Source organism: Cupriavidus pauculus, from assembly GCF_008693385.1.
In the GTDB taxonomy this organism is placed as follows: domain Bacteria; phylum Pseudomonadota; class Gammaproteobacteria; order Burkholderiales; family Burkholderiaceae; genus Cupriavidus; species Cupriavidus pauculus_D.
On the sequence record NZ_CP044067.1, the window covers coordinates 1,177,191 to 1,199,574 of the forward strand.

Here is a 22,384-nt window from a genome sequence, read left to right on the forward strand (position 1 = left end):
ACGTAAAGTCTCTAGAATTCGTTCCCAAGCGGCAACGACGCCGTCCCACGAACCCATTCCGGAGCAAGCCATGCGCACGAACGTACAACCCGATTCGACCGTGCAGTATCGATTTGCCGACGCCGACGGCGTCCGCGTGTTCTATCGCGAGGCCGGCGACGCCAGCCTGCCCACGATGCTGCTGCTGCACGGCTATCCGAGCTCGTCGCACCAGTTCCGCCACCTGATTCCGCAGCTTGCGCAGCGCTTCCATGTGATTGCGCCAGACCTGCCCGGCTTTGGCTTCACCGAAGTGCCGGCGTCGCGCGGCTATCGCTATACGTTCGACGATCTGGCAAAGACGCTGGAAGCGTTCGTGGACGCCGTTGGCCTGCAGCGCTATGCAATGTATGTGTTCGACTACGGCGCGCCGACGGGCCTGCGGCTGGCGGTGGCGCATCCGGAGCGCGTGACGGGCCTCGTGTCGCAGAACGGCAATGCGTATCTGGAAGGGCTGGGCGATGCATGGGCACCGATCCGCAACTACTGGGCGGACCCGAGCGCGGCCAACCGCAAGATCGTGGCCGACGCGGTGCTGCATTTCGAAGGGACCAGGTGGCAGTACGTGCACGGCGTGGCAAACCCGGACAGCGTCGCGCCCGAGTCCTATGCGCTGGACGCGGCGCTGCTGGAGCGCCCCGGCAACAAGGATATCCAGCTCGACCTGTTCCTCGATTACGCGAACAACCTCAAGCAATACCCGGCCTTCCAGGCATTCTTCCGCGACGCACAAATTCCGACGCTGGTGATCTGGGGCAAGAACGATCCGTTCTTCATCCCGCCCGGCGCGGAAGCCTATCGGCGCGACAATCCCAATGCCGTGGTCGAATTGCTCGACACAGGCCACTTCGCGCTGGAGACGCACGGCGAGTACATCGGCCGGCGCATCATCGACGTGCTAGGCAAGTAAGCTCAGGCGCCGTCGCGTGCCATCCGCGCGCGCCGTGCGAGCTCCTTCTCGCTCGGCGCGACGGTCTCGAACGTTCCGACCTTCACGCCGCCCGACGGTTCGTAGGTGCTCATCACCACGCCGGTCGTGGATGCCAGCGAATGCACGAGCCGCAGGCCGGCGGGCGTCGCGGTGGATTCGAACAGCCGTTTGCCTCGGCCGAGCACGACCGGAAACGTCCACACGTTGTACTCGTCGATGAGGTTGGCCGCCTGCAGGGTCTGGATCAGGTTGCCGCTGCCGATGATCTGGAGGTCCTGCCCCGCCTGCGCCTTGAGCGCGGCCACGGCCGTCGCGACGTCGCCGCGCAGCAGCGTCGAGTTATTCCAGCCGACTTCGGAGAGCGTGCGGGATGCCACGTACTTGCGCGCGGCGTTGAGCGTCCGCGCGATCGGGTCATCCGCCGATTGATACGGCCAGTAGCCGTCGAAGATTTCGTAGGTCTTGCGGCCCAGGAGCAGTTCGCGGTCCTTGCCGTCGAAGCCGCGCATGTCGCGGCCCATGACCTCGTCCCAGAACGGGAAGGTCCAGCCGCCGTGGGCAAACCCGCCGGTGGGATCTTCCTCCGGGCCGCCCGGCGCCTGCATGACGCCGTCCAGCGAGACGAAAGTGGATGCGATGAGTCTTCTCATGGTGCAACTCCGCTTCGATCGAAGAGCGCACCATTCTACATGCCGTCTATTGGAGCAACGCGAGCAGTCCGTCGATGTCCTGTTTGCACGCCCTGGCCGCCGTGACCTCGATCTGCCGATAGAGCCGAATAACCGCTTCGCCTTCCGGCGTCAGCGTGGTGCCCCCGCGGCCTTCGCCGCCGTGCTCGGACACCACGGCCGGAGACTGCATGGCCTTGTTGAGTTCCTGCACCAGCAGCCAGGCGCGCCGGTAGGACATGCCCATGCTGCGCGCGGCGGCGGTAATCGACCCGTGTTCGCGTATCGCCTCGAGCAGGGACACCTTGCCGGGGCCTATCGCCACGACATCCGCCACCGTGATCCGCGCACGGAACTTGAAACTGGTCCGAGAGGCTGTGCCCTCGTGCGTTTTGGTATTCGTCTTGGCCATGGCGCAGTCTACTGCATCTATTCACTGTACTGCCCGTCGCGCACCGGATCTGTGTTGCTGCTATCCGTTATATTCAGTGGTATATTTCGGCAAGTTCTTTGCATTGGGGACCTGCCATGAAATTCCGCTTCGAACTGACCCCCTTCGTCGAGATCGGCAGCGCCAGCAGTACCGCCGACACCGGCGCCGACCCTGCCGCGGGCTCGCATGCCGCCGGGCAGATGCTCGCGCTGCTCGGCGCCATTCGCGCGACCGGTTCGCTGCAGCGCGCCGCCCTTACCGTCGGCCTGTCCTATCGGCACGCCTGGGGCACCATCCGCCATTGGGAAACCCTGCTCGATCGCAGCATCGTGAGCATGCAGCGCGGCAAGGGCGCCGAACTGACGCGATTCGGGGAAGATCTGATTGCCGCCGAGTCCCGCATGCGGGAAACGGTGGAGCCGATGATCGAGACCGCCACCGCGGACTTCCACCAGTACCTCGGCAATGCCCTGGGCTCGCGCGCGCAGGTGCGATTCTCGGGGCGGCCCGATGCGACCATCGACGTCGTGCGCCAGTCGCTCACCCATGCGGAGACCACGGTGTCGCTCGATACCGTCTTCTGCGGCGCCGTCGATGGGCTAATCTGCCTGCATGAGCGGCAGGCCGAGCTTGCTGGGTTCCACGTCTCGCCGATCCATCAGGCCGGCACACGCGTGCATACGGCGTTCCGCCCATGGCTCAAGCCGTCGGATGTGCGGCTGATCCGGCTGGCGTGGCGCGACCAGGGGCTGATGGTGGCGCCGGCCATGAGCACGGCGGTGCGCGGCGTGAAGGACCTCGTTACGCGCCGCGTGCGCTTTATCAACCGCGAACGCAGTTCCGCGACGCGCGCGCTGTTCGATCAGGTGGTCGCCAATGAGGGGGCCTATCCCGAGCAGATCGCCGGCTACGACAACTATGCGATGAGCAACCGCCAGGTCGGCGAGGCGATCCAGCAGGGCCATGCCGATGCCGGTTTCGGCCTGCGTTCCACGGCGGACGCGCTGGGCCTGAGCTTCGTGCCGCTGACGCGCGAGGCGTATTACCTGGCGCTGCGCAACAGCGACCGCGACGCGACATGGGTGTCGGACCTGCTCGAGCTGCTCTCGTCGGACCGTGTGGTCGGCCGCATCGGGGCGATTCCCGGCTACCAGCCGGAGACCTCGCTGAAGCTGATGCCGCTGCATGAAGCGCTGCCATGGTGAGCCGTCGATCACCGGCCTCGGTGCCGACGCGCGCCGGGGACCTGCTCGATGCCGCCGGGCTCACGGCGCTGCCGCGCTCCCGATGCAAGCAACTGATCGTCGCCGTACGCGCGCGGGATGGCTACACAGCCCTGATCAGGCGCTGGGCAGGAACCTGATGGCCACGGTCTCTTCCGAGCCGTGGCATTCGGCGTAGTGATCGCATCCGCTGCACGACGGCTCGGGGCACGGATGAAGGTCCAGTTCCTCGCACACGCGGTGGTAGAAGAACTTCTTCCACTTCATGTTGGTGGTGTTCGCCGAGAACACGGGCAGGAACGTGCCGCTCAGCAGCGCGGACACCTCGTGCCGCCCCGACAGCCCCATGTCCTGCCAGAGATGGCCCTGCCCGAAACACCCGCACGCGAGCGCGTGCGCGGCCCATAGGGCGTGGCGCGGATCGGCCTGCGCGGAGCGGCCGAACCACAGCATCCGGACGAGATCGTCGAATTCGCACGGCAACGCCGCGGGCTCGACCTGCGGCGCATCGGGCTCCCAGCCGCTCTGCGCCGCGCCCGGAAAGCAGGTATCGAGCATGCACAGGAACTCGTCCGGCGGCAGTCCCAGCCATTGCGCGAAACGCGGCAGGCCGCCTGCCGACGCGGCTTCCAGCACCCCCGACAATGCGCGCGACACCGCGTCACCGGGGTGAGCGGCAAAGGCATCGAGCAGGAGGAGCGAGCGATTCATGCAGCGAAATATAGGCAGATATACAACGGTCGTCAACGCATGAACGCGCATCCGTTATGCACAATGGTATATTTCGGAAACGCTTCGGCACCGCCTGGGCCACACCGGCCCGGATTCACGAGTCCAGACGCCATGCAACATCCACCTTTCGCGCTCGCCCGTACCAGCCTGCTCGGCACGACGATCCGCCACGGCGATGCGCCGGGATGCTGCACGCCTCATCCCGTCCCCACGCCCGCGCCCGCGACATCCGCGGTCAGGAACGTCCGCCATCGCACGACACTGGCCGAGCTCGACGCGACCTTCCACTGCTCGATCATCGGCACGTGCCTGTCCACCGGCGAGCTGCGCAAGCTGGTCCGGCGCCTGATCGCGATGGATGCCACGGCCTCCGACATGGAGGTCCATCATGAAGCGGTGAGCCTGGCCACGCGTGGCGGCGTGGGCGCCAAGACCCTGCACAAGGCGCTCGATCAGCGCCATGCGCTGGCCATCCGGCAGTTCGCGTCCGCGACGGACCCCGACGCGGTGCGGGCCATGTGGGACACGGCACAGGCCACCGGCGATATCGCCGGCGCCTACTGGGCCACGATGACCCATCCCGAGGGTTCCGTCGCGGTACGGCAGAAAGCGTTCGGCGATGTCCACATGCTGTCGCATCTGGTCGGCGCCTCCAATCGCGCCGATATCCGCCGGCTCGTCGCGCTCGAGGCGGAGAACGAGACGCTGAAGGACACCCTCGCGCGGCAACAGCTGCGCATGCAGGAACTCGGCAGCGAACATGCGGTGGCCATGCAGGAGGCCAGCGCGCTGATCGCCACGTTGCGGGGCCGCGAACAGGCGCCGGGCGAGGCCGTGCCGGCCGACGTGACCGCGCGTCAGCAGCTGATCAGCGCCCAGGTCGAACGCATCGCCACCGCGGAGGCCCGGCAGGCATTGGCCGCAGAGGCCGCACGCACGTTGCGCGATGACGTCGCGCAACTGCGGGCGCAACTCGCGGCGAGCCGCGCCGAGACGCAAGCGCTCGAGGCATTGGTGACCCGGCAACAGCAGGAAGGCCGCGAAGACGATCGCGCCTCCACGCTGCCAGCGCTCGACAACCGGAGCGTGCTGTACATCGGCGGCCGCCCCGGAACGGTCACCACCATCCGCACGCTGGTCGAACGCGCCGGCGGCCGCTTCCAGGACCACGACGGCGGCCTCGAGGACCGCAAGGGCCTGCTCCCCGCGATGGTCGCCTCCGCGGATATCGTCGTCTTCCCCGTGGACTGCATCGACCACGATTCGGTCGGCATGCTCAAGCGCATCTGCCAGAAGCAGGGCATCGACTACCACCCGGTGCGCAGCGCCAGCGTGGCCAGCTTCGTCGAACTGCTGGCGCGATTGCCCTGAGTCGATCATCCTCGACCTCGACCTGTATCGGCTGGCCGTGGACTTCGATGCTTTCCAGCGGCACGCGCATCGCGGCACGCGCGAGCTAGTCGTCGCGCGCGATCAACGCAAGCACGGCTCGGGCGAGTGGGCCGTTTTCCTCGCCGAGGAGATCCACGGCATCGAAGTGATGGCCCCCGTTCTGCACCACGACCTGCACCGCGAATCCGTTCTGCTCCAGAACCGTCTTGTACTCGCCCTGCAGCCGATGATATTCGTGCGACTCGTCGCCGCCGACGGTCAGGATCATCGGCATCGCGGTCTTCGGCAAATGTGACATCGGACTATAGGCCGCCACATCGGCCTCCTTGAGCCCGACCACCTTGTTCAGATAGCAAAGACGAATCGGTTCCAGATCATACAAACCGCTGATTGCGCACGCCCCCTTGACCACATCGGCCGGCAAGCCGTGAAGTTCCCACTCGGTCCCGGCGAGGATCGCCGTGAGGTGACCTCCGGCGGAGTGGCCCGACACATAGATGCGATGCGCGTCCAGGCCGAGCTCGTCCGCATTGCGATGCAGCCATGCCACGGCGTCGCGATTGTCGCGCACGATATCCGCCATGCCGACGTCGGGTGCTAGCCGGTAGTTGACCACCGCGACGTTGATGTCGTGTTTCAGGTACGGCGCCGCAACGTGGCTGAAGTCGGATTTGTCGAGCGACTGCCAGTAGCCACCATGAATAAAGACGAGCACGGGTCGGCCGCGACTTGCGGCTGGAAAGAAATCCAGCGTCTGCTTGGCATCGGTACCGTAGGCGAGGTTCTCCCGCACGGAATGAGTCCGACGGAACGCCGCGCCACCGGCTGCCCATCGCTCGAAGATGCGTTCGAACCCGGGGATGCCGCCACGAACGTTGTACTGCGTGTCCAGTTGTTCCTGATTGAAGTTTCGATACACTGACATTACATTTGGCTCCTGACTGTGGAGATCGATCCCGCGATCTCCTGAACATTGCGACGCACGCAGGCGTCGAGCCAAAGATACGTGCAGGGGTGCGGCGACGCGCGCCCGCAGATGCCAGCGACTGTCGCGGATACGCCATGTTCGGAAAAAGCGAAAATCGGGAGGACTACCAGACCATCGATCGCCCCGTCGGCGGGATGGCCAGGCGGCTCGCCGACGGCCATTACATTCCCCCACATTCGCACCCGAGAGGCCAGTTGATCTACGCCTTTGAAGGCGCGATCCTCGTCAATACGGACTTCGGCTCGTGGGTCGTGCCGCCGCAACGCGCAGTCTGGGTGGCATGCGAGGTCGAGCACGCCATGCAGGCATGCGGCGTCGTGGAGATGCGAACGGTCTATATCCGGACGGATGCCGTCCCGACGGAACTGCCCGGGTGCTGCGTCGTGGCCGTGCCGCCGCTGCTGCGCGAACTCGTCTCCGCCGTCGTCGCCATGCCAGTCTCCTATGACGAACAGGGACGCGATGGACTGGTTGTGCAGCTGCTGCTTCAGGAACTGCGTCCGCTCTCCGTGGTGCCCTTGCACCTGCCCATGCCGAAAGACCAGCGGCTGATCAAGATCTGCACCCGCATCCTTGCGGACCCTGCCGACGAAACGTCGGTGGAAGCGTGGAGCCGTTCGGTCGGCGCCAGCGAGCGCACCATCATTCGATTGTTTCCCGAGGAAACAGGCCTGACGTACAGCCGATGGAAACAGCAGGCACGCCTGATGGCGGCGGTCCGCCTGCTTGCCCAGGGCGGAAACGTCACCGACATCGCATTGCAACTCGGTTACGAGAGCCCCAGCGCATTCAGCGCGATGTTCCGGCGTGCGCTCGGCATGACGCCCACGGAGTACTTCCGGGACATGCGCTCGCCGGTATTGGCGTCTGCGCGACAAGGTGTGGCGTGATGGCGTGATCCCGGGTCGCTGGCATGCGGCACAGTCTGAAGGTCGTCGGTCGGCAGGCTTGCCGCACCGCCGTCATCTTTCAGCCAATGGAGTCCGCATGTCAGTGATTGCCCGTATCCAGGCGGCCGGTATCGTATTGCCGCCCCCCGATCTCCCCAAAGCCCTGTACGTTCCCTATACCATTCATCACGGCCTGCTGACCGTCTCGGGCCAGTTGCCGATCGAGGGCGGTGCGCCGCGATTCGTTGGCAAGGTGCCGACGGATGTCGATCTCGACACCGCGCGCGAAGCGGCGCGCCTGTGCGTCGCGAATCTGCTGGGGTGGGTGAGCGCTGCCACCGACGGCGCGTTCGATCGCGTGCGCGGCGTGGTACGCCTGGCGGGCTATGTCGCCGCCGCGTCCGATTTTCATGACGCGCCGCAGGTCATCAATGCCGCGTCGGTCCTGATCAACGAGATCTTCGAGGAACGCGGCCACCACGCGCGGCTCGCCATCGGCGTTGCCACGCTGCCGTTCAACGCGCCCGTGGAAATCGAGGCGATCTTTGCTCTGGACAGGTGAGCCATGACGCGTTCTTCGGATATCGGACTCCCGCCCTTCTTTCGCACCGACATGCGCCGCACCGACCTGGCATGGACAGACTGGAAAGCCATCCACGCGTTCCTCAGGGACGAACTGATCTGCCGCGTGGCCGTACACGACACGCCCTACCCGTACGTGACGGCCCAGAGCTTCACGTTCCGCGACGACGCCTTCCTCATTCACAGCTCGCGCTTCGGCAAGCTGGCCGGAGCGATACGCGCCAACCCGCACGTGACGATCGAAGTTGATCGTCCGGTCGCCCTGCTCAAGGCACCGAAGGGTCAGAACACGAGCCTCGAGTACTACAGCGTGATTGCGCGATGCGATGTCGTGCTGCGCGACGACACCGACACTGTGCGCGCGCATCAGAACCATGCACTGGACAAGTTCAGGCCGGAGAAGGACTACACGCCCATCGAGAATGGCGCGGCGAGTCAGATCGTGGCGTATCGATGCATCGTGCGAGAAATGACTGCCAAGAAGCGGATACTCGCTGACGGCCAGTACTCGCCGCCGGGACAGCCGAAGGCACCTTATCTTCGCTACCCGTTCCCAACGGGCGCGACGCTATCGGGACTGGGTGCCGATGCGTTCGACCCTAACCGGTTCCGGACGCACACCGATATGCCATGACTGCCGACGGTGCCATAACAGCGCAAAAAAGGTGCTTCGGCACCTTTTTTTTCACTCGGTTTTCCTTGGCATCTGCACGACAGAGCTTGGCCTCGGCGCATCAGTGTCAGCAGCGTCTCCACGTGACATTAGCAGGCGATGCCGGCTGTGCCGGTAACCACTGGAGAGAGCATGAAACTGACCCCCATCGAGTTGATGCGCGTGCGTACGGGAGACCGGCTGGAGCGGTTGCCGGTATGCGGATATCACCGCGTTCTGTTCGCGATCATTGCGCTGGCATTCTTCTTCGACAACCTCGACCTCGCGATGATGACCTACCTGCTCGGGTCCATTCGCACGGAGTTCGGCCTGACACCCGCACAGGCTGGCATGCTCGGCAGCGCGAGCTTCGTCGGCATGGCGATCGGCGCGATGAGCTCGGGCCTGCTCGCGGACCGCTTCGGGCGCAAGCCCGTGTTCCAGGTCAGCATGATCATCTGGGGGGTTGGCAGCTACCTTTGCTCTACCGCGGACAGTGCGCTGACACTCGGCGCATGGAGGCTGCTGCTCGGCGTCGGGATGGGCATGGAGCTGCCGCTCGCGCAGACGCTCATGTCGGAGTTCATCCCGGCGCAGAAGCGCGGCAAGTACCTCGCCCTGATGGACGGCAACTGGCCCATCGCCTTTATCTCTGCCGGCCTGATGTCGTACTACGTGCTCAGTGCGTACAGCTGGCGCACGATGTTCCTGCTTGGCGCGATCCCGGCCGTGTTCCTGATCGTGGTGCGCCGCTACGTGCCCGAGTCGCCACGGTGGCTCGAATCGCGGGGCCGTCATGACGAAGCCGCACGCATCGTCGATCGTATCGAACGGAACGTAATGCGCAGGCTCGGGCTATCCAGTTTGCCTGATGTCGCGCCATCGCTCGCCGCTGGCGATGCGGAATCCTCGGGATTGCGCGTACTGTGGTCGCCCGCGTACCGCCGCCGGACGCTGACTGTCTGGGGCCTGTGGTTCTTCGCTTTGCTAGGCTTCTATGGCCTCAACACGTGGATCGGCGCGCTGCTCCAGCAGGCAGGGCTAGACGTCACCAAATCGGTGCTATATACGGTCTACATCTCTATCGGCGGCATTCCCGGGTTCCTGTGGGCGGCATGGTCGGTGGAGCGCTGGGGCCGCAAGCCGACCTGCGTTGTCACGCTCGTCGGAGGCGCCTGCATGGTGTTTCTGTACGGACGCGTGGCCGGTGCCGGCACAGAGCCCGCCCTGCTGTTCATGTCCGGCGGCATGATGCAGTTCTTCATGTTCGGCATGTGGGCGGTGCTCTATACCTATACCCCCGAACTCTATCCGACCCGTGCCCGCGCGTCGGGTTGCGGCATGGCCTCGACCGTCGGGCGCGTGGGGTCGTTGCTGGGACCGTCCCTAGTGGGGCTCGTGCTGCCGGCCACGGGGCAGACTGGCGTCTTTCTGCTTGGCGCGATGTGCTTTCTGTCCGCCGCTGCCATCGTCGTCCGCTACGGCATCGAGACGCGCGGACAGGCACTGGAAACCCTCTCGGAATAGTCGGGCACTCTCAATGCCCCGGAACAATTGAATTGCGACGGACCCCGATGATCATTGGCGAGCCGTTGCCCAGAATGACAGGCATCTCATCTCGCTCCAGGAGCCTGTCATGCTGACCGCCGCCTCTGAAAGACCGCCTCAATCGAACCCCGGGTTCTCGCGCATGTTCGCCCCGGGCCAACTGACGCTCGGCGTGCTGTTCGCGATCGAGTCGTATCCCGGCGATGCGCCCACCATGAAGGACCAGATTCGTCTTGCGCGTCTTGCCGAGTCCGCGGGTTTTGCATCGCTCGGCGTGCGCGACGTGCCGTTGCGCGATCCGTCGTTCGGCGACCTTGGGCAGATCTACGATCCGTTCTCGTGGATGGGCTATGTGGCGGGACAGACCTCGTCCATCGCGCTCTTCACCGCGGCCATCGTACTGCCGCTGCGCCATCCGCTGCATACGGCCAAGTCCGCGGCGAGCATCGACCGGCTATCCGATGGCCGCCTCGTGCTCGGTATCGCCTCGGGCGACCGCGCCATCGAGTTTCCGGCGTTCGGGGTCGATCATGCGAACCGCGGCGCGCTGTTCCGCGAACAGGTGGCGTTCCTCGAGACCGCGTGGGACCAGAACTTTCCGCGCATCAGCAGCCCGTATGGTCTGCTCGACGGCGCCGATCCCGTGCCGAAGCCCGTGGCACGGCGTGTGCCGCTGATCGTGACCGGCAACAGCCAGCAATCGGTGGATTGGATCGCGCGCAAGGCCGATGGATGGATCACCTATCCACGCCGGCTCGATATGCAGACCGAACTCATCCGCAACTGGCACGATACGGTGGAAACGGTCGCCCCCGGCGCGTTCAAGCCCTTTGCGCAGCCCTATCACATCGACCTCGTCGCCGACCCCGACGTGTCGCCCACGCCGATCCACGGCGGACACCGGCTCGGGCGCAGCTGGTTGATGCGCCATCTGGAAGCGCTCGAACGCGCGGGCGCCAATCACGTGCTGTTCAACCTCAAGTACGGCAGCCGTCCCGCCGAAGCGGTACTCGAGGAGATCGCGACGCACGTGGTGCCGCGATTCCCCGCGCTGGCCGATGTCAGTCAGCCTTGACCTGCGCGATCACGACCAGGATCACGGCGGCGTTGCCGGGCTGTTGCGTCTGCGAGTACGCGGCGCGCGCATGCCCCGCCTTCTCGCCAAGCACATCGGCGAACAGGTCGGATGCGCCGTCGAGCACGGCCGGCTGATCGAACGAGCCCGGCGCGCTGGTCACGTGCCCCTCGAGGCGAACGATATGGTCCAGCCGATCGAAGCCGCCGAGATGCGCGTGGATCTGCGCCAGGACATTCAGCGCCGCCAGTTCCGCGGCCTGCTTTCCCTGCTCGACGGTCAGATCCCTGCCGACCTGCCCCTGCCAGACCACCTTGCCATCGCGCAACGGCAGCTGGCCGGAGATGAACAACAGATCGCCGGCACGGCTGACGGCGGTATAGCTGCCAAGTGGCTGCGGCGGGGCGGGCAGCGCCAGTCCGCGCGCCGCGAGTTTCGATTCGACCGACATGATGTTGCTCCTCGATGATGGTTGGCTTTCGCCTTGTCACGAACTATAGAAGGAGCGCCCGGTGCCGATAAATGGGAAAGCGCGCACAGGAATTGATACATCGCGGAACAACTCCGGCGCGCCGTCGCGTTGGGCAGGCAGGCCGACCCATACCAAAGTGTGTGCGGTATGCCCCGCAGAGATCATTTCGCGGCGGCCGCCAATGGCCTACATTGGCAGTAACGCGCGGTGACGGCGCGGGCGTCTATATTTGTCGAGGATCACCATGCAGGAGCTTGCAAACATCGGAACCCGCCGCGTGCGCGCGGGTGCCACCGCCAATATCCAGGACGCGGCGCTCTGGCGCTGGTATGCGGACCTGATGGAGGACAACCGCGTGGCCTGCGTGCGCAAGGAAGGGACGTGGTCGGTGTGGGTCGATGGCCGGCTGCTGGCGTCCGATCGGTCGTACGACCTGACGCTGCGCACCGCCTTCGTCATGCAGCGCGCGCTCAAGGCGATCTGACCCGCGCCTGGCCGGTCGGGAACCCACCTATTCTCCGCCCGGCGCTTTGCTGATATGTTCTGAACGTCCCGCCGCGCCTCCGCGCGACGCATTGCGTGCGCGCCGCAGAAGGGCGCTTCCATCACGCGAGACGAACAGAACATGTCGAGACAGATCCCTCCCCTGAATCCCCTGCGGGCCTTCGAGGTCGCCGCCCGGCATCTAAGCTTCACGCGCGCCGCGGAAGAACTGTTCGTCACGCCGTCCGCGGTCAGCCATCAGGTGAAGACGCTCGAGGAAAACCTCGGCGTCCAGCTGTTTATCCGCGAGGCCAAGGCGCTCGTGCTCACGCCGGCCGGCACGGCCTACCTGCCGAGCGTCCAGCTGGCATTCAGGCAACTGGCCGAGGCCACCCAGCGCCTCCAGAGCAAGGACCGGCCTTCCCTGAAGATCAACATGCCACCGACCTTCGCGGTCAAATGGCTGATCCCGCGCATGGACAGCTTTATGCGCGCGCACCCGGACATCGATCTGAAAGTCTCGACGTCGAACCATCGCATCGATTTCGAGCGCGACGATTTCGACATGGCGATTCGCTATGGGCGCGGCGACTATCCCGGCCTGCATGCCGAGCTGTGCCTGCCGGTCGAGGTCATTCCGGTGTGTGCGCCGTCGCTGCTCAACGGCGACCGGCCGCTGGAGACGCCGTCGGACCTGCGCCATCACACGCTGCTGCACGACGACAGCACGTATACCGACGTCAGCAATCCCGACTGGTCGATGTGGCTCGAACACGCGGGCGTGACCGACGTCGATGCCACGCGCGGCCCCTCGTTCTGGCCGAGCCACCTCGTCATCAACGCGGCCATCAGCGGACTGGGCGTCGCGCTGATCAAGAAGAACTGGATCGAGCAGGATCTGGCCGAGGGCCGCCTCGTGCGGCTGTTCGAGTCGATCCGCCTGCCGGTGGAGTTCTCCTATTTCGTGGTCTTTCCGACCGACCGGCTCGACGACCGCCGCGTCCGCTGCTTCACGGAGTGGATCCGCGCGGAAACGGCGGCAACGCGACAGCCCGCCGCGCCCGCCGCCACGCCAGCCTGAGCGTTACGACACGGCTAGGCCGCCGCGCGCACCGCGTCGGTCTTCTTCTGCACGCGCGCCGCCAGCTTGCCGATATCGACGACAAAGCGCTTGTGCGTGCCGGTGCAGATCGTCTCCACACGGTCCGCCGCGCTGACGCGAAACGTCACGCTACGCCCATCGATGGCCGTGATCTCCGCGTCGATGCGCACATCGCCGCCCAGCGGCGTGGCGCCGGTATGGGCGATCGACACCTCGGTGCCTACCGAACTCTCGCCTTCGCCGAGGAAAGCCTGCAGATGATCGAGACACGTCTGCTCGATATCGCGTACGAGTTCCGGCGTCGCGTAGATACGCAGCGCTTCGCCAAGAAAGTCGATGGTCCGCGCGCGATCCACGTTCAGCGTGCGGGAAAAGGCGGTGCCGGTCTTGAGTGCGTCCACGTGTCGTTCTCCGAAAGAAGTTGTCATGCCATGCGATAGATGCGCACGGCGTTGTCATGCAGCAGGCCGCGCCGTTGCTGCGCGCCATAGATGTCGATCGCCGCGACGAAGCCGGCAAGAATCGTCTCGTAGGGAGCCACGAGGCTGTCCACCGGATAGTTGCTCGCGAACATGCAGCGTTCGGGGCCGAAGATATCGATCGCGTCGCGGATCACCGGCACGTTGTCCGCCTGCGTCCACGCACGCCCCGGCAACCCGAGCCCCGAGATCTTGACGGCCACATTGGGCTCGCGCGCCAGACGCGCCATCGCCTCGCGCCAGGCCTGCAGCCCCGCCTCGCTCCGGTCGGACGGCAGCCCCGTGTGATTGAGCACGAGCTGGATACGCGGAAAATCGCGCGCGAGATCGGCGGCCTGGTCGAGGTTCCACCACGGCGCCTGCAGGTCGAACGACATGCCATGGCGCTCCAGCAGCGCATAGCCCCGGCGCCAGCGCTCGTCGTCCATCGACCCCGGCGCCCCACGCCGCACATCGTCCCGGCGCGCGGCGGTGGCCGGCTTGTTGCGGATGCCCCGCATTCGCGCCGAGGCCGCGTGCCCGGCCAGCACCGCCTCCACATCGCCGCGGTCGAGTTGCGCATGGCCCACGATCACGGTCGGCCGGCCGTGGGCGTCGGCCACGTCCATCAGCCAGCGCGTCTCGGCGACGGGATCGTCGCGTGCCCATTCGGCCTCGACGTGCACCGTCAGCGCTGGCGCACAGGCCGCCGTGTCCCGCGTGTAGTCCTCAGGCAGATAGTTGCGGCGCAGCGCGCTGTAGTCGCCGTAGCGGAAGTTGGGCACCGTCTCGCCCTGGAGCCACGGATAGGGATTCACGTCGAGGTTCCAGAAATGCTGGTGCGCGTCGACGAACGGCTCGTTGAGCATATGACTCATGGCATGTCATGCATGGCGGGGCGGCTCACTGCTGCGCGGCAATGCGGGTGGCGAGCTGCCGGAACTGCGCGGACTCGCGCACCATCTGCGCCTGCAGCGCCGCGTCATCGGCGTACGTGTCCGTGCTGAAGTGCAGCTTCTCCAGCGTCTGCACCATGATCGGCTCGCGCACCGACTTCGCGATGGCGGTCTTGAGCACGGCCAGCACCTCGGGCGGCGTGCCCTTGGGCGCCGAGATGCCGCGCCAGATGCCGATGGACAGATCGATATTGCGCTCCTTGAGCGTCGGCACCTTGTCGTAGCCCGGCACGCGCTGGTCCGCCATGACCGCGAGCACCTTGAGCTTGCCCGCTTCCACATACGTGGCCACTTCGGCGGTGCTGACGGTCACCGCGTCGATATGGCCGCCGAGCAGCGCGAGCGTGGCCGGAGCGCCGCCCGCAAAGGGGATGTAGTTGAAGCGCGCGCCGGTCTTCTCCGCGAGCGCGGTGGAGGCCATATGCCACGTCGAGCCCTGCCCCGCGTTCCCGACGCGGATATTGCTGTCCGGCTTGCGCGCGTCCGCGATGAACTCCTCGATGGTCTTCCATGGCGCATCCGCGCGGACCGCCACCGCGGCGGGGTCGGCATTGAGTCGCGCGATCGGCACGAGGTCCTGGTACGTGAACTTGGCGAGCCCCATGTAGTTGAGGAAGGTCAGTTCGCTCGACGACAGCACGAGCTTGTAGCCATCGGGCTTGGCGTGCACGACTTCGCCGAGGCCCACGGCGCCTGTGGCGCCCGGCTTGTTGATCACGACGATGGGCTGCGGAAGATGCTTTGCCGCCGCGGCGGACAGCGCGCGCGCCACCACGTCGGCGCCGCCGCCCGCCTGCCACGGCACGACCAGTTCGATGCGCTTGCTGGGATAGATGTCGGCCGCCACGGCCTGCTGCGCGCATGGCATCAGCGCGAGCGCCGCGAGCCCCATCGACGCGGCGAGGGTTCGCCACGTCATCGGTACGTAGTTCATGGTTGTCTCCTGCTTTTTTCTTTCTGGTGCCGCTTAACTTGTCACGCGGTCTTGCGCTGCGGCACGGGCGCGGTCTGCTCGGGCGGCCGGCCGAATGCGCCCTGCCCGCGCAGCCGGGCAATGGTCGCCGCATCGAAGCCGAACTCGCCAAGCACCTGATCGGTATGCTGCCCGAGCAGGGGCGCCGGATGGCGAACCTGCTGCGGCGTGCCGTGCAGCTTCACCGGGAAGCCGAGCACCTTCACCGGGCCCTCCACCGGATGCTCGATATCGAGCACCATCTCGCGCGCCACGGCCTGTTCGCTGACCAGCGCCTCGTCGTAGGTATAGATCGGTGCCGCGGGCACGCCGGCCGCCAGCAACGCCTCGACCCACTCGTCGGCCGGCTTCCGCGCGAACTCGGCTTCGATCGCCTCGATCAGCGCATCACGATGCCTGATGCGCGCCGCGTTGTCGACAAAGCGCGGATCGGCAACGAGGTCCGGCCGGCCGATGACGTCGCACAGCGCGGTCCACAGTTTCGGATTCGCGGCGCCGATCACGAAATGGCGGTCCGACGCGCGCACGGCCTGATACGGCGCGCTCATGCGGTTGGCGCTGCCAATCGGCACCGGCACCTGCCCCGTGCCCCAGTATTCGGCGGACTCCCACACCGACAGCCCGAGCGCGGTCTCGAACAGCGACGCGTCGACATACTGGCCCTGCCCCGAGTGCTCGCGGCCCATCAGCGCGCTGAGCACACCGTACGCGGTGAACAGCCCCGCGCCCAGATCGGCGATCGGCACGCTGGACTTCACCGGCGGCGCGCCGGGATGCCCCATCACGCTCATCACGCCCGACATCGCCTGCGCAATCAGGTCCAGCCCCGGCCGGCGTGACCATGGGCCGGTCTGCCCGAACCCCGAGATGCTCGCGTACACGAGCCGCGGATTGATCTCGCGCAGCGTGGCGTAATCGATCTTGAGCCGCGCGGCCACGCCGGGGCGATTGTTCTCGACCAGCACGTCCGCGCCGCGCACGAGTTCGTAGAACGCTTCGAGCCCGGCAGGATTCTTGAGGTCGATCTCGACGCTGCGCTTGTTGCGGTTGAGCGCCAGAAAGCCACCACTATCGTCGCCCTTGAGCCGGAAGCCCATCGCCTTGCGGGTCTGGTCGCCGACGCCCGGCGTCTCTACCTTGATGACGTCGGCGCCCATGTCGCCCAGCAGCATGCAGCAGAACGGGCCGGCCATGATCTGGCTGACATCGAGCACCTTGATTTTCGACAACGGCAAAGTCATGAATACACCTTTGAGTAAGCGCCCGGAGGGATCAGCGTCCGGAAAATTGCGGCTTCGTCTTGCCGACGAAGGCTTCGAAGCCGATATGGAAGTCCTGGGTATCGAAGCACGCATAGGCTTCGTCGGCTTCCTCGGGACGCAGCGGCGTCGGGTCCAGCAGACGGCGCACGAACTGCTTGTGCCAGCGCGCGACCAGCGGCGCGCCTTGTGCAATGCGGCGAGCGGCCGCGTAGGCCTCCTCAGGCACATCGGCATCGGCCACGATGCGCGTCACGAGCCCCTTCTCGCGCGCCTCGGCGGCATCGAACACCCGGCCTTCCAGCACGATCTCGATCGCGGCCGCCGGCCCGGTCAGCGCCATCAGCCCGCCGAGCTCGCCATACGACATCACCAGGCCAAGGCGGTTGACGGGCACGCCAAAGCGGCTCGACTGCCCGCAAATGCGCAGGTCGCACATCGATGCGATTTCCAGCCCGCCTCCCACGCACGCGCCCTGAATCAGCGCGATGGTCGGATGCCGGCAGTCCTGGATCGCACGCATCGTGGCGTGGGTGATCTCGCCGTACTCGCGCGCCTGGTCCCGGGTAAAGCGCCGCGTGCGGAATTCCTCGATGTCGGCGCCGGCCGCAAAGGCCTTGTCGCCCGCGCCGCGCAGCACCACGCAGCGGACCGAGTCGTCGGCGGAAAGCGCCGTCATGGTCTCGGTCAGGCCTTGCCACATGCCGAGGTCCAGCGCATTGAGCTTCTCGGGGTTGTTCAGCGTGACGGTGGCGATCTGCCCCTCGCGCTCGGTCAGGATCGGTTGTCTCATGGTTGTCATAGGTATCGGTATTCGGGTCCCGGCGACGTGCCGTCCGGCCATCCAGAGTCTAGGGCCCGCGCCGCGCGTGGCAAAACGAGAAAATCTCGGGGGCGCTTCAAGAAAAACTGGGCCGTGGCTGCTGTGAGTTTTTTTCGGTGGCCCTTCAAGTAAATCCACGTTGTGACCTGTGGCCGTTGTTTCCTAGACTTCGTCACCAATTACATCGATGCCGCGTGGAGACAGCATGGCCCTCATCAACTACATCACCCAGATCCAGATCGACTTTGGCGCCGTGGCGCTACTGGCACAGGAATGCGAGCGTATCGGCATCACCCGCCCGCTGGTCGTCACGGACGCCGGGGTCAAGGCGGCCGGTATCGCCAAGCGCGTGCTCGAGCAGCTGCCGCCGGGCATGGAAGCGGTGATCTACGACGGCACGCCGTCCAATCCGACCGAACGCGCGATGCGCGAGGCCGTGGCGCTCTATCGCGACTACCGCTGCGACGGCATCGTCGCGGTGGGCGGCGGTTCGCCCATCGACCTCGCCAAGGGCGTCGCAATTTGTGCAACGCACGATGGCCCGCTGCGCCAGTTCGCGGCGATCGAGGGCGGCGTGGCGCGCATTACCGCAGCCACCGCGCCCGTCATCGCCATCCCCACCACGGCCGGCACCGGCAGCGAAGTCGGCCGCGGCGCGGTGCTGATCCTCGACGACGGCCGCAAGGTCGGCGTGCTGTCGCCGCATATCGTGCCCCGCGTGGCCATCTGCGACCCGGAACTGACGTTTGGCCTGCCTCGCTCGCTCACCGCGGCCACCGGCATGGATGCGATCGCGCATTGCATGGAAACGTTCATGGCGCCTGCATTCAATCCGCCCGCCGACGGCATCGCGCTCGACGGCCTGCGCCGCGCATGGCGCCACATCGAACGCGCCGTCAACGAGCCGCAGGACCGGGAAGCGCGCCTGTCGATGATGAGCGCGTCCATGCAGGGCGCCCTGGCGTTCCAGAAGGGCCTTGGCTGCGTGCACAGCCTGAGCCACGCGCTTGGGGGCCTGATGCCGACGCTGCACCACGGCACGCTGAACGCGGTGCTGCTGCCCGCGGTCATTCGCTTCAACGCGGAGGCGCCTTCGGTACGCAACGACGAACGGCTCGAACGGATGGCGCAGGCCATGGACCTGCCCCGGGGCGAAGACCCCGGTGCCGCCATCGCGGACATGAGCCAGCGGCTCGGCCTGCCGTCCGGCCTTGCCGCCATGGGGGTGGATCCGGAGATCTTTCCGCGCGTCATCGAGTATGCGCTGGCCGATCACTGCCACAAGACCAACCCGCGTGTGGCGAGTGCCGAGGATTACCTCGCCATACTGACGGCATCGATGCAGGTATGACCGCGAAACGCAGAAGTACCAGGTAGCAGGTAGCAGCACGCAGGGGGCGACGCAGATCGCCGTCACGATACAAGAGGAGACCACCATGCAACGTCGCACCTTCCTGCGCGCGGGCACCGCCACGCTCGCCGCCGCACTTCCCGCAGCCTTCTCCACGCGCCTGTTCGCGCAGGACCTGCCCACACAGCCCATCCGCATCGTCGTCGGCTTCCCCCCGGGGGGCGGCACCGATGTCATGGCGCGCGTGCTGGCGGAGAAACTCTCCACGCTGTGGCAAACGACCGTGCTCGTCGAGAACCGCCCCGGCGCGGCAGGCGTCGTCGCCGCCGAATATGCGGCGCGCCAGCCCGCGGACGGCACCACGCTGCTGATGACCAATATCAGCAACCACGCCATCGCCCCGAGTCTGTATCCCAAGATCAGCTATTCGGTCGAGAAGGACTTCACGCCGATCATGCTCGTCGGGGTCACCCCCAACCTGCTCATCTGCCGCACGGGCGGTCCGGCCAAGACCGTGGCCGACGTCATCGCGCTATGCCGCGCCAATCCCGGCAAGATCACGTTCGGCTCGTCGGGTGCCGGGGCCTCGCAGCACCTCACGCTGGAAATGTTCAAGCTGCGCGCGGGCGTCGATGCGCTGCATGTCCCGTACCGGGGCTCCGCGCCGCTGCTCACCGACCTCATCGGCGGACAGATCGACCTGTGCTTCGAGACCATGACCTCGGCCACGCCACAGGTGCAAGGCGGCAAGGTGGTACCGATTGCGCAGACGCGCACGCACCGCGCGAAGAACTTCCCCAACGTCCCGACGCTCGCGGAGTCCGGCTTCCCGGGTTTCGACGCGGGCACATGGTATGGCCTCGTCGGCCCCGCCCGCATGAATCCCGCCATGGTCGCCCGCATGAACGCGGATATGAATCGCGTGATGGCGATGCCCGACGTCGTGGCCAAGCTCGAAGGCTTTGGCGCCGAGGATGGCGGCGGCACCGCGGCGCGCTTCGCCGAGTTCATCGCGACGGAGCGCGTCAAGTGGGCGCGCGTGGTGAAGGAAGCCAACGTGAAGGTATAAGCCATGACCCGGCATATCGACATGGACACCATCCTGCCGGCGGACGCCGACCGTGCCGTGCTGGTCGGCCGCGTCTGGCAGCCCGCCAGCGCGGCCGGCGTGGGCGGCGTGGGCGGCCCGACGCTCGTCACCGTGCGCGACGGCATGCTCGTCGATATCGGCGCGCTGGCACCGACGGTCTCGGCGCTGCTGGCCTTCGACGACTGCGCCGAACGCGTGCGCCGCGCGCGAGGCCCGTCGCTCGGGCCGCTGCGCGCCTGGCTCGACGACACCTGCGCACATGGCGCGGACCCCGCCCATCGTCATCTGCTGGCACCGAACGATCTGCAGGTCGTCAAGGCAGCCGGTGTCACGTTCGCCAACAGCATGCTCGAGCGCGTGATCGAGGAGCGCGCGCGTGGCGATGCGGGCAGCGCCGCGGCGATCCGCGAAAGCATTGCCGGCATCGTCGGCGACAGCCTCGCCGCGTTGCGCCCCGGCTCGCCCGAGGCCATGCGCGTCAAAGCGGTACTGGTCGCGCAGGGCCTGTGGTCGCAGTATCTGGAGGTCGGCATCGGCCCCGACGCCGAGATCTTTACCAAGGCCGCGCCACTCGCCTCGGTCGGCGCCGGTGCCGATGTCGGCCTGCATCCGATGTCGACGTGGAACAACCCCGAGCCGGAGATCGTCCTCGCGGTGGCGCCCAATGGCCATATCGTCGGCGCGGCACTCGGCAACGACGTCAACCTGCGCGACGTGGAAGGCCGCAGCGCGCTGCTGCTCGGCAAGGCGAAGGACAACAACGCCTCGTGCAGCATCGGCCCGTGGATACGCCTGTGCGACGCGCACTTCGGTATCGCCGATATCGAAGCCGCCGACCTGACCCTGCGCGTGGAAGGCGACGACGGCTTCGTGCTCGATGGCACCAGCACGATGAAGCAGATCAGCCGCTCGCCGCACGAACTCGTGGCCAACGCGATGGGACCGCATCACCAGTACCCGGACGGCATCATGCTGTTCTGCGGCACGCTGTTCGCACCCGTGAAGGATCGCGACGCGCCCGGCGCCGGCTTCACGCATCACCTCGGCGATCGCGTCGCCATCGCTTCCCCGAAGCTCGGCGCGCTCGTCAACTGGGTCGGCGACTGTACGCAGCTGCCGCCGTGGAATTTCGGCATCGGCGCGCTGATGACCAACCTCGCGCAACGCGGGCTGCTGCATCCGCCCCCCTGAAGCCGCCCCCGACGCCACCGAGACCCGAGCCCGCGATCCTCACGCGGGCCACCCCTTCCGATTTCAGGAGACACCATGAAAACCACGATCGCACGCATCGTGCTGGCCACCCTTTTGTCCGCCGCCAGCACCTCCCCCTTCGCGCAGAGCGTCAAGCTGCGCTTTGCCCATACCGTCCCGGAGAGCGACTCCCAGCATCAGGCCGCGCTGCAGTTCGCCAAGCAGGTCAAGGCACGCACCAACGGCGATGTCGAGATCCAGGTCTTCGCCAACAGCCAGCTCGGTAACGATACGACCCTCGTGACCGGCGTGCGCAGCGGCACCATCGACATCGGCGCCACCGGCAACCCCTTCGTCACCGGCCTCGTGCCCAAGCTCAACGTGCTGGACCTGCCCTATCAGTTCGAAGACGGCCCCAGCGCCTATCGCACGCTCGATGGCCCCGTCGGCCGATCGCTGCTCGACGAGCTCGGCGCACACCGCATCAAGGGCCTCGCGTTCTGGGAGATCGGCTTCCGCAGCCTCGGCAACAACAAGCGGCCGATCAACAAGGCGGACGATATCCGCGGACTCAAGATCCGTACGACGCCGAATCCTTCGCATATCAAGGCGTTCCAGCTGCTGGGCGCGAGCCCGCAGCCGATGCCGTTCGCCGAGGTCTTCGGCGCGCTCGAGTCGGGTGCCGTCGATGGCCAGGAGAACCCGCCCACGCTGATGGTTTCCGCCAAGCTGTACGAAGTGCAGAAGTACGTGTCCATGACGCGGCATGCCTACACCGCGCTCGTCGTGCTGATGAACAAGACGAAGTTCGATGCGCTGAAGCCCGAGTACCAGAAGATCCTGCTCGAGGAGGCCGCGGCCGCCGCCACGTTCCAGCGCAAGCTCAATGCCGACAACGAACGCTCGGCCATCGCGCAGTTGCGCGCCAAGGGCGTGCAGGTCAACGAGCAGCCGGATGTGGCGAGCATCCGCAACGTGGTCCGCGAAGAGACACGCCAGCTCTACGTGCAGAAGAACGGCGACGCGGTGCTGCGCGCCATGGAAACCGCGCGCTGAGTGCCGAACCGACCGGA

The 22,384-nt window shown here is 66.4% G+C and carries 25 protein-coding genes; 15 read left to right on the plus strand and 10 right to left on the minus strand.

Going from position 1 to position 22,384, the window contains the following annotated elements; all coding sequences use genetic code 11:
- The first annotated feature begins 70 nt into the window (after positions 1 to 70).
- Positions 71 to 949, plus strand: coding sequence for an alpha/beta fold hydrolase (locus FOB72_RS23680; RefSeq protein ID WP_150375116.1), 879 nt, complete (start codon positions 71 to 73; stop codon positions 947 to 949).
- Positions 950 to 951: 2 nt separating this feature from the next.
- Here FOB72_RS23680 and FOB72_RS23685 read toward each other — a convergent pair whose 3' ends face one another.
- Positions 952 to 1,620, minus strand: a complete 669-nt coding sequence (locus FOB72_RS23685; protein ID WP_150375117.1) for a dihydrofolate reductase family protein — start codon at positions 1,618 to 1,620, stop codon at positions 952 to 954.
- Between the two features lie 46 nt (positions 1,621 to 1,666).
- Entirely contained in the window at positions 1,667 to 2,050 is a 384-nt protein-coding gene (locus FOB72_RS23690) for a winged helix-turn-helix domain-containing protein (RefSeq protein WP_150375118.1), read from the minus strand.
- Positions 2,051 to 2,166: 116 nt separating this feature from the next.
- On the opposite strand from FOB72_RS23690, the gene FOB72_RS23695 reads away from it, so the two are divergent.
- Complete coding sequence (locus tag FOB72_RS23695; protein ID WP_150375119.1) at positions 2,167 to 3,276, plus strand: substrate-binding domain-containing protein; 1,110 nt, start codon at positions 2,167 to 2,169, stop codon at positions 3,274 to 3,276.
- Positions 3,270 to 3,434, plus strand: a complete 165-nt coding sequence (locus tag FOB72_RS32285) for a hypothetical protein (RefSeq protein WP_191002390.1) — start codon at positions 3,270 to 3,272, stop codon at positions 3,432 to 3,434. The genes FOB72_RS23695 and FOB72_RS32285 overlap by 7 nt, the downstream gene beginning before the upstream one ends.
- On the opposite strand, the gene FOB72_RS23700 is transcribed toward FOB72_RS32285, so the two are convergent.
- Positions 3,412 to 4,005, minus strand: coding sequence for a nitrogen fixation protein NifQ (locus FOB72_RS23700; RefSeq protein ID WP_150375120.1), 594 nt, complete (start codon positions 4,003 to 4,005; stop codon positions 3,412 to 3,414). The two genes, FOB72_RS32285 and FOB72_RS23700, sit on opposite strands and share 23 nt — an antisense overlap.
- Before the next feature lie 132 nt (positions 4,006 to 4,137).
- Here FOB72_RS23700 and FOB72_RS23705 point away from each other — a divergent pair, with 132 nt between their 5' ends.
- The gene (locus FOB72_RS23705; RefSeq protein ID WP_191002391.1) at positions 4,138 to 5,397 is read left to right on the plus strand and encodes a DUF2325 domain-containing protein; all 1,260 of its coding nucleotides are present in this window, start codon (positions 4,138 to 4,140) and stop codon (positions 5,395 to 5,397) included.
- Between the two features lie 85 nt (positions 5,398 to 5,482).
- Here FOB72_RS23705 and FOB72_RS23710 read toward each other — a convergent pair whose 3' ends face one another.
- Entirely contained in the window at positions 5,483 to 6,343 is an 861-nt protein-coding gene (locus tag FOB72_RS23710; protein WP_150375122.1) for an alpha/beta hydrolase, read from the minus strand.
- A gap of 137 nt (positions 6,344 to 6,480) precedes the next feature.
- Between FOB72_RS23710 and FOB72_RS23715 the strand changes: the two genes are divergently transcribed.
- The 5 genes from FOB72_RS23715 to FOB72_RS23735 all read left to right on the plus strand — a co-directional run bounded on the left by FOB72_RS23715 (position 6,481) and on the right by FOB72_RS23735 (position 11,153).
- Positions 6,481 to 7,296 carry an AraC family transcriptional regulator gene (locus tag FOB72_RS23715; protein WP_150375123.1) on the plus strand — a complete coding sequence of 272 codons (816 nt, stop codon included), beginning with the start codon at positions 6,481 to 6,483 and terminating at the stop codon, positions 7,294 to 7,296.
- Between the two features lie 97 nt (positions 7,297 to 7,393).
- Complete coding sequence (locus FOB72_RS23720; RefSeq protein ID WP_191002392.1) at positions 7,394 to 7,858, plus strand: RidA family protein; 465 nt, start codon at positions 7,394 to 7,396, stop codon at positions 7,856 to 7,858.
- 3 nt (positions 7,859 to 7,861) lie between these two features.
- Positions 7,862 to 8,512: a pyridoxamine 5'-phosphate oxidase family protein gene (locus FOB72_RS23725; protein WP_223851772.1), complete on the plus strand. Its 651-nt coding sequence runs from the start codon at positions 7,862 to 7,864 to the stop codon at positions 8,510 to 8,512.
- A gap of 138 nt (positions 8,513 to 8,650) precedes the next feature.
- Positions 8,651 to 10,057 carry an MFS transporter gene (locus FOB72_RS23730; RefSeq protein ID WP_411859875.1) on the plus strand — a complete coding sequence of 469 codons (1,407 nt, stop codon included), beginning with the start codon at positions 8,651 to 8,653 and terminating at the stop codon, positions 10,055 to 10,057.
- 109 nt (positions 10,058 to 10,166) lie between these two features.
- Complete coding sequence (locus FOB72_RS23735) at positions 10,167 to 11,153, plus strand: LLM class oxidoreductase (protein ID WP_150375125.1); 987 nt, start codon at positions 10,167 to 10,169, stop codon at positions 11,151 to 11,153.
- Here the strand turns inward: FOB72_RS23735 and FOB72_RS23740 are convergent.
- Positions 11,140 to 11,604, minus strand: a complete 465-nt coding sequence (locus FOB72_RS23740) for a RidA family protein (RefSeq protein WP_150375126.1) — start codon at positions 11,602 to 11,604, stop codon at positions 11,140 to 11,142. The genes FOB72_RS23735 and FOB72_RS23740 overlap by 14 nt on opposite strands.
- A gap of 265 nt (positions 11,605 to 11,869) precedes the next feature.
- On the opposite strand from FOB72_RS23740, the gene FOB72_RS23745 reads away from it, so the two are divergent.
- Together FOB72_RS23745 and FOB72_RS23750 are read left to right on the plus strand one after the other, a co-directional pair.
- Positions 11,870 to 12,109: a hypothetical protein gene (locus tag FOB72_RS23745; RefSeq protein WP_150375127.1), complete on the plus strand. Its 240-nt coding sequence runs from the start codon at positions 11,870 to 11,872 to the stop codon at positions 12,107 to 12,109.
- Positions 12,110 to 12,250: 141 nt separating this feature from the next.
- Positions 12,251 to 13,189, plus strand: coding sequence for a transcriptional regulator GcvA (locus tag FOB72_RS23750; protein ID WP_150375128.1), 939 nt, complete (start codon positions 12,251 to 12,253; stop codon positions 13,187 to 13,189).
- A gap of 14 nt (positions 13,190 to 13,203) precedes the next feature.
- On the opposite strand, the gene FOB72_RS23755 is transcribed toward FOB72_RS23750, so the two are convergent.
- From FOB72_RS23755 to FOB72_RS23775, 5 genes are read right to left on the minus strand one after another with little or no spacing between them, the layout of a single operon-like run.
- Positions 13,204 to 13,611 (minus strand): thioesterase family protein, encoded by a 408-nt coding sequence (locus tag FOB72_RS23755; protein ID WP_223851773.1) that lies wholly within the window; start codon positions 13,609 to 13,611, stop codon positions 13,204 to 13,206.
- 23 nt (positions 13,612 to 13,634) lie between these two features.
- A complete protein-coding gene (locus FOB72_RS23760; protein ID WP_150375130.1) occupies positions 13,635 to 14,546 on the minus strand; it encodes an amidohydrolase family protein in 912 nt (303 codons plus the stop codon).
- A 25-nt stretch (positions 14,547 to 14,571) separates the two neighbouring features.
- The gene (locus FOB72_RS23765; protein WP_223851774.1) at positions 14,572 to 15,558 is read right to left on the minus strand and encodes a tripartite tricarboxylate transporter substrate binding protein; all 987 of its coding nucleotides are present in this window, start codon (positions 15,556 to 15,558) and stop codon (positions 14,572 to 14,574) included.
- A gap of 41 nt (positions 15,559 to 15,599) precedes the next feature.
- On the minus strand, positions 15,600 to 16,838 hold the full coding sequence (locus FOB72_RS23770; protein ID WP_150375131.1) for a CaiB/BaiF CoA transferase family protein: 1,239 nt from the start codon (positions 16,836 to 16,838) through the stop codon (positions 15,600 to 15,602).
- 31 nt (positions 16,839 to 16,869) lie between these two features.
- Positions 16,870 to 17,649, minus strand: coding sequence for an enoyl-CoA hydratase/isomerase family protein (locus FOB72_RS23775; RefSeq protein WP_150375132.1), 780 nt, complete (start codon positions 17,647 to 17,649; stop codon positions 16,870 to 16,872).
- A gap of 235 nt (positions 17,650 to 17,884) precedes the next feature.
- Between FOB72_RS23775 and FOB72_RS23780 the strand changes: the two genes are divergently transcribed.
- From FOB72_RS23780 to FOB72_RS23795, 4 genes are all read left to right on the plus strand, one after another.
- Positions 17,885 to 19,030: an iron-containing alcohol dehydrogenase gene (locus FOB72_RS23780; protein ID WP_150375133.1), complete on the plus strand. Its 1,146-nt coding sequence runs from the start codon at positions 17,885 to 17,887 to the stop codon at positions 19,028 to 19,030.
- An 85-nt stretch (positions 19,031 to 19,115) separates the two neighbouring features.
- Positions 19,116 to 20,099 carry a Bug family tripartite tricarboxylate transporter substrate binding protein gene (locus FOB72_RS23785; RefSeq protein WP_150375134.1) on the plus strand — a complete coding sequence of 328 codons (984 nt, stop codon included), beginning with the start codon at positions 19,116 to 19,118 and terminating at the stop codon, positions 20,097 to 20,099.
- Between the two features lie 3 nt (positions 20,100 to 20,102).
- On the plus strand, positions 20,103 to 21,311 hold the full coding sequence (locus FOB72_RS23790) for a fumarylacetoacetate hydrolase family protein (RefSeq protein ID WP_150375135.1): 1,209 nt from the start codon (positions 20,103 to 20,105) through the stop codon (positions 21,309 to 21,311).
- A 75-nt stretch (positions 21,312 to 21,386) separates the two neighbouring features.
- On the plus strand, positions 21,387 to 22,367 hold the full coding sequence (locus FOB72_RS23795; RefSeq protein WP_150375136.1) for a DctP family TRAP transporter solute-binding subunit: 981 nt from the start codon (positions 21,387 to 21,389) through the stop codon (positions 22,365 to 22,367).
- Positions 22,368 to 22,384: the final 17 nt, after the last annotated feature.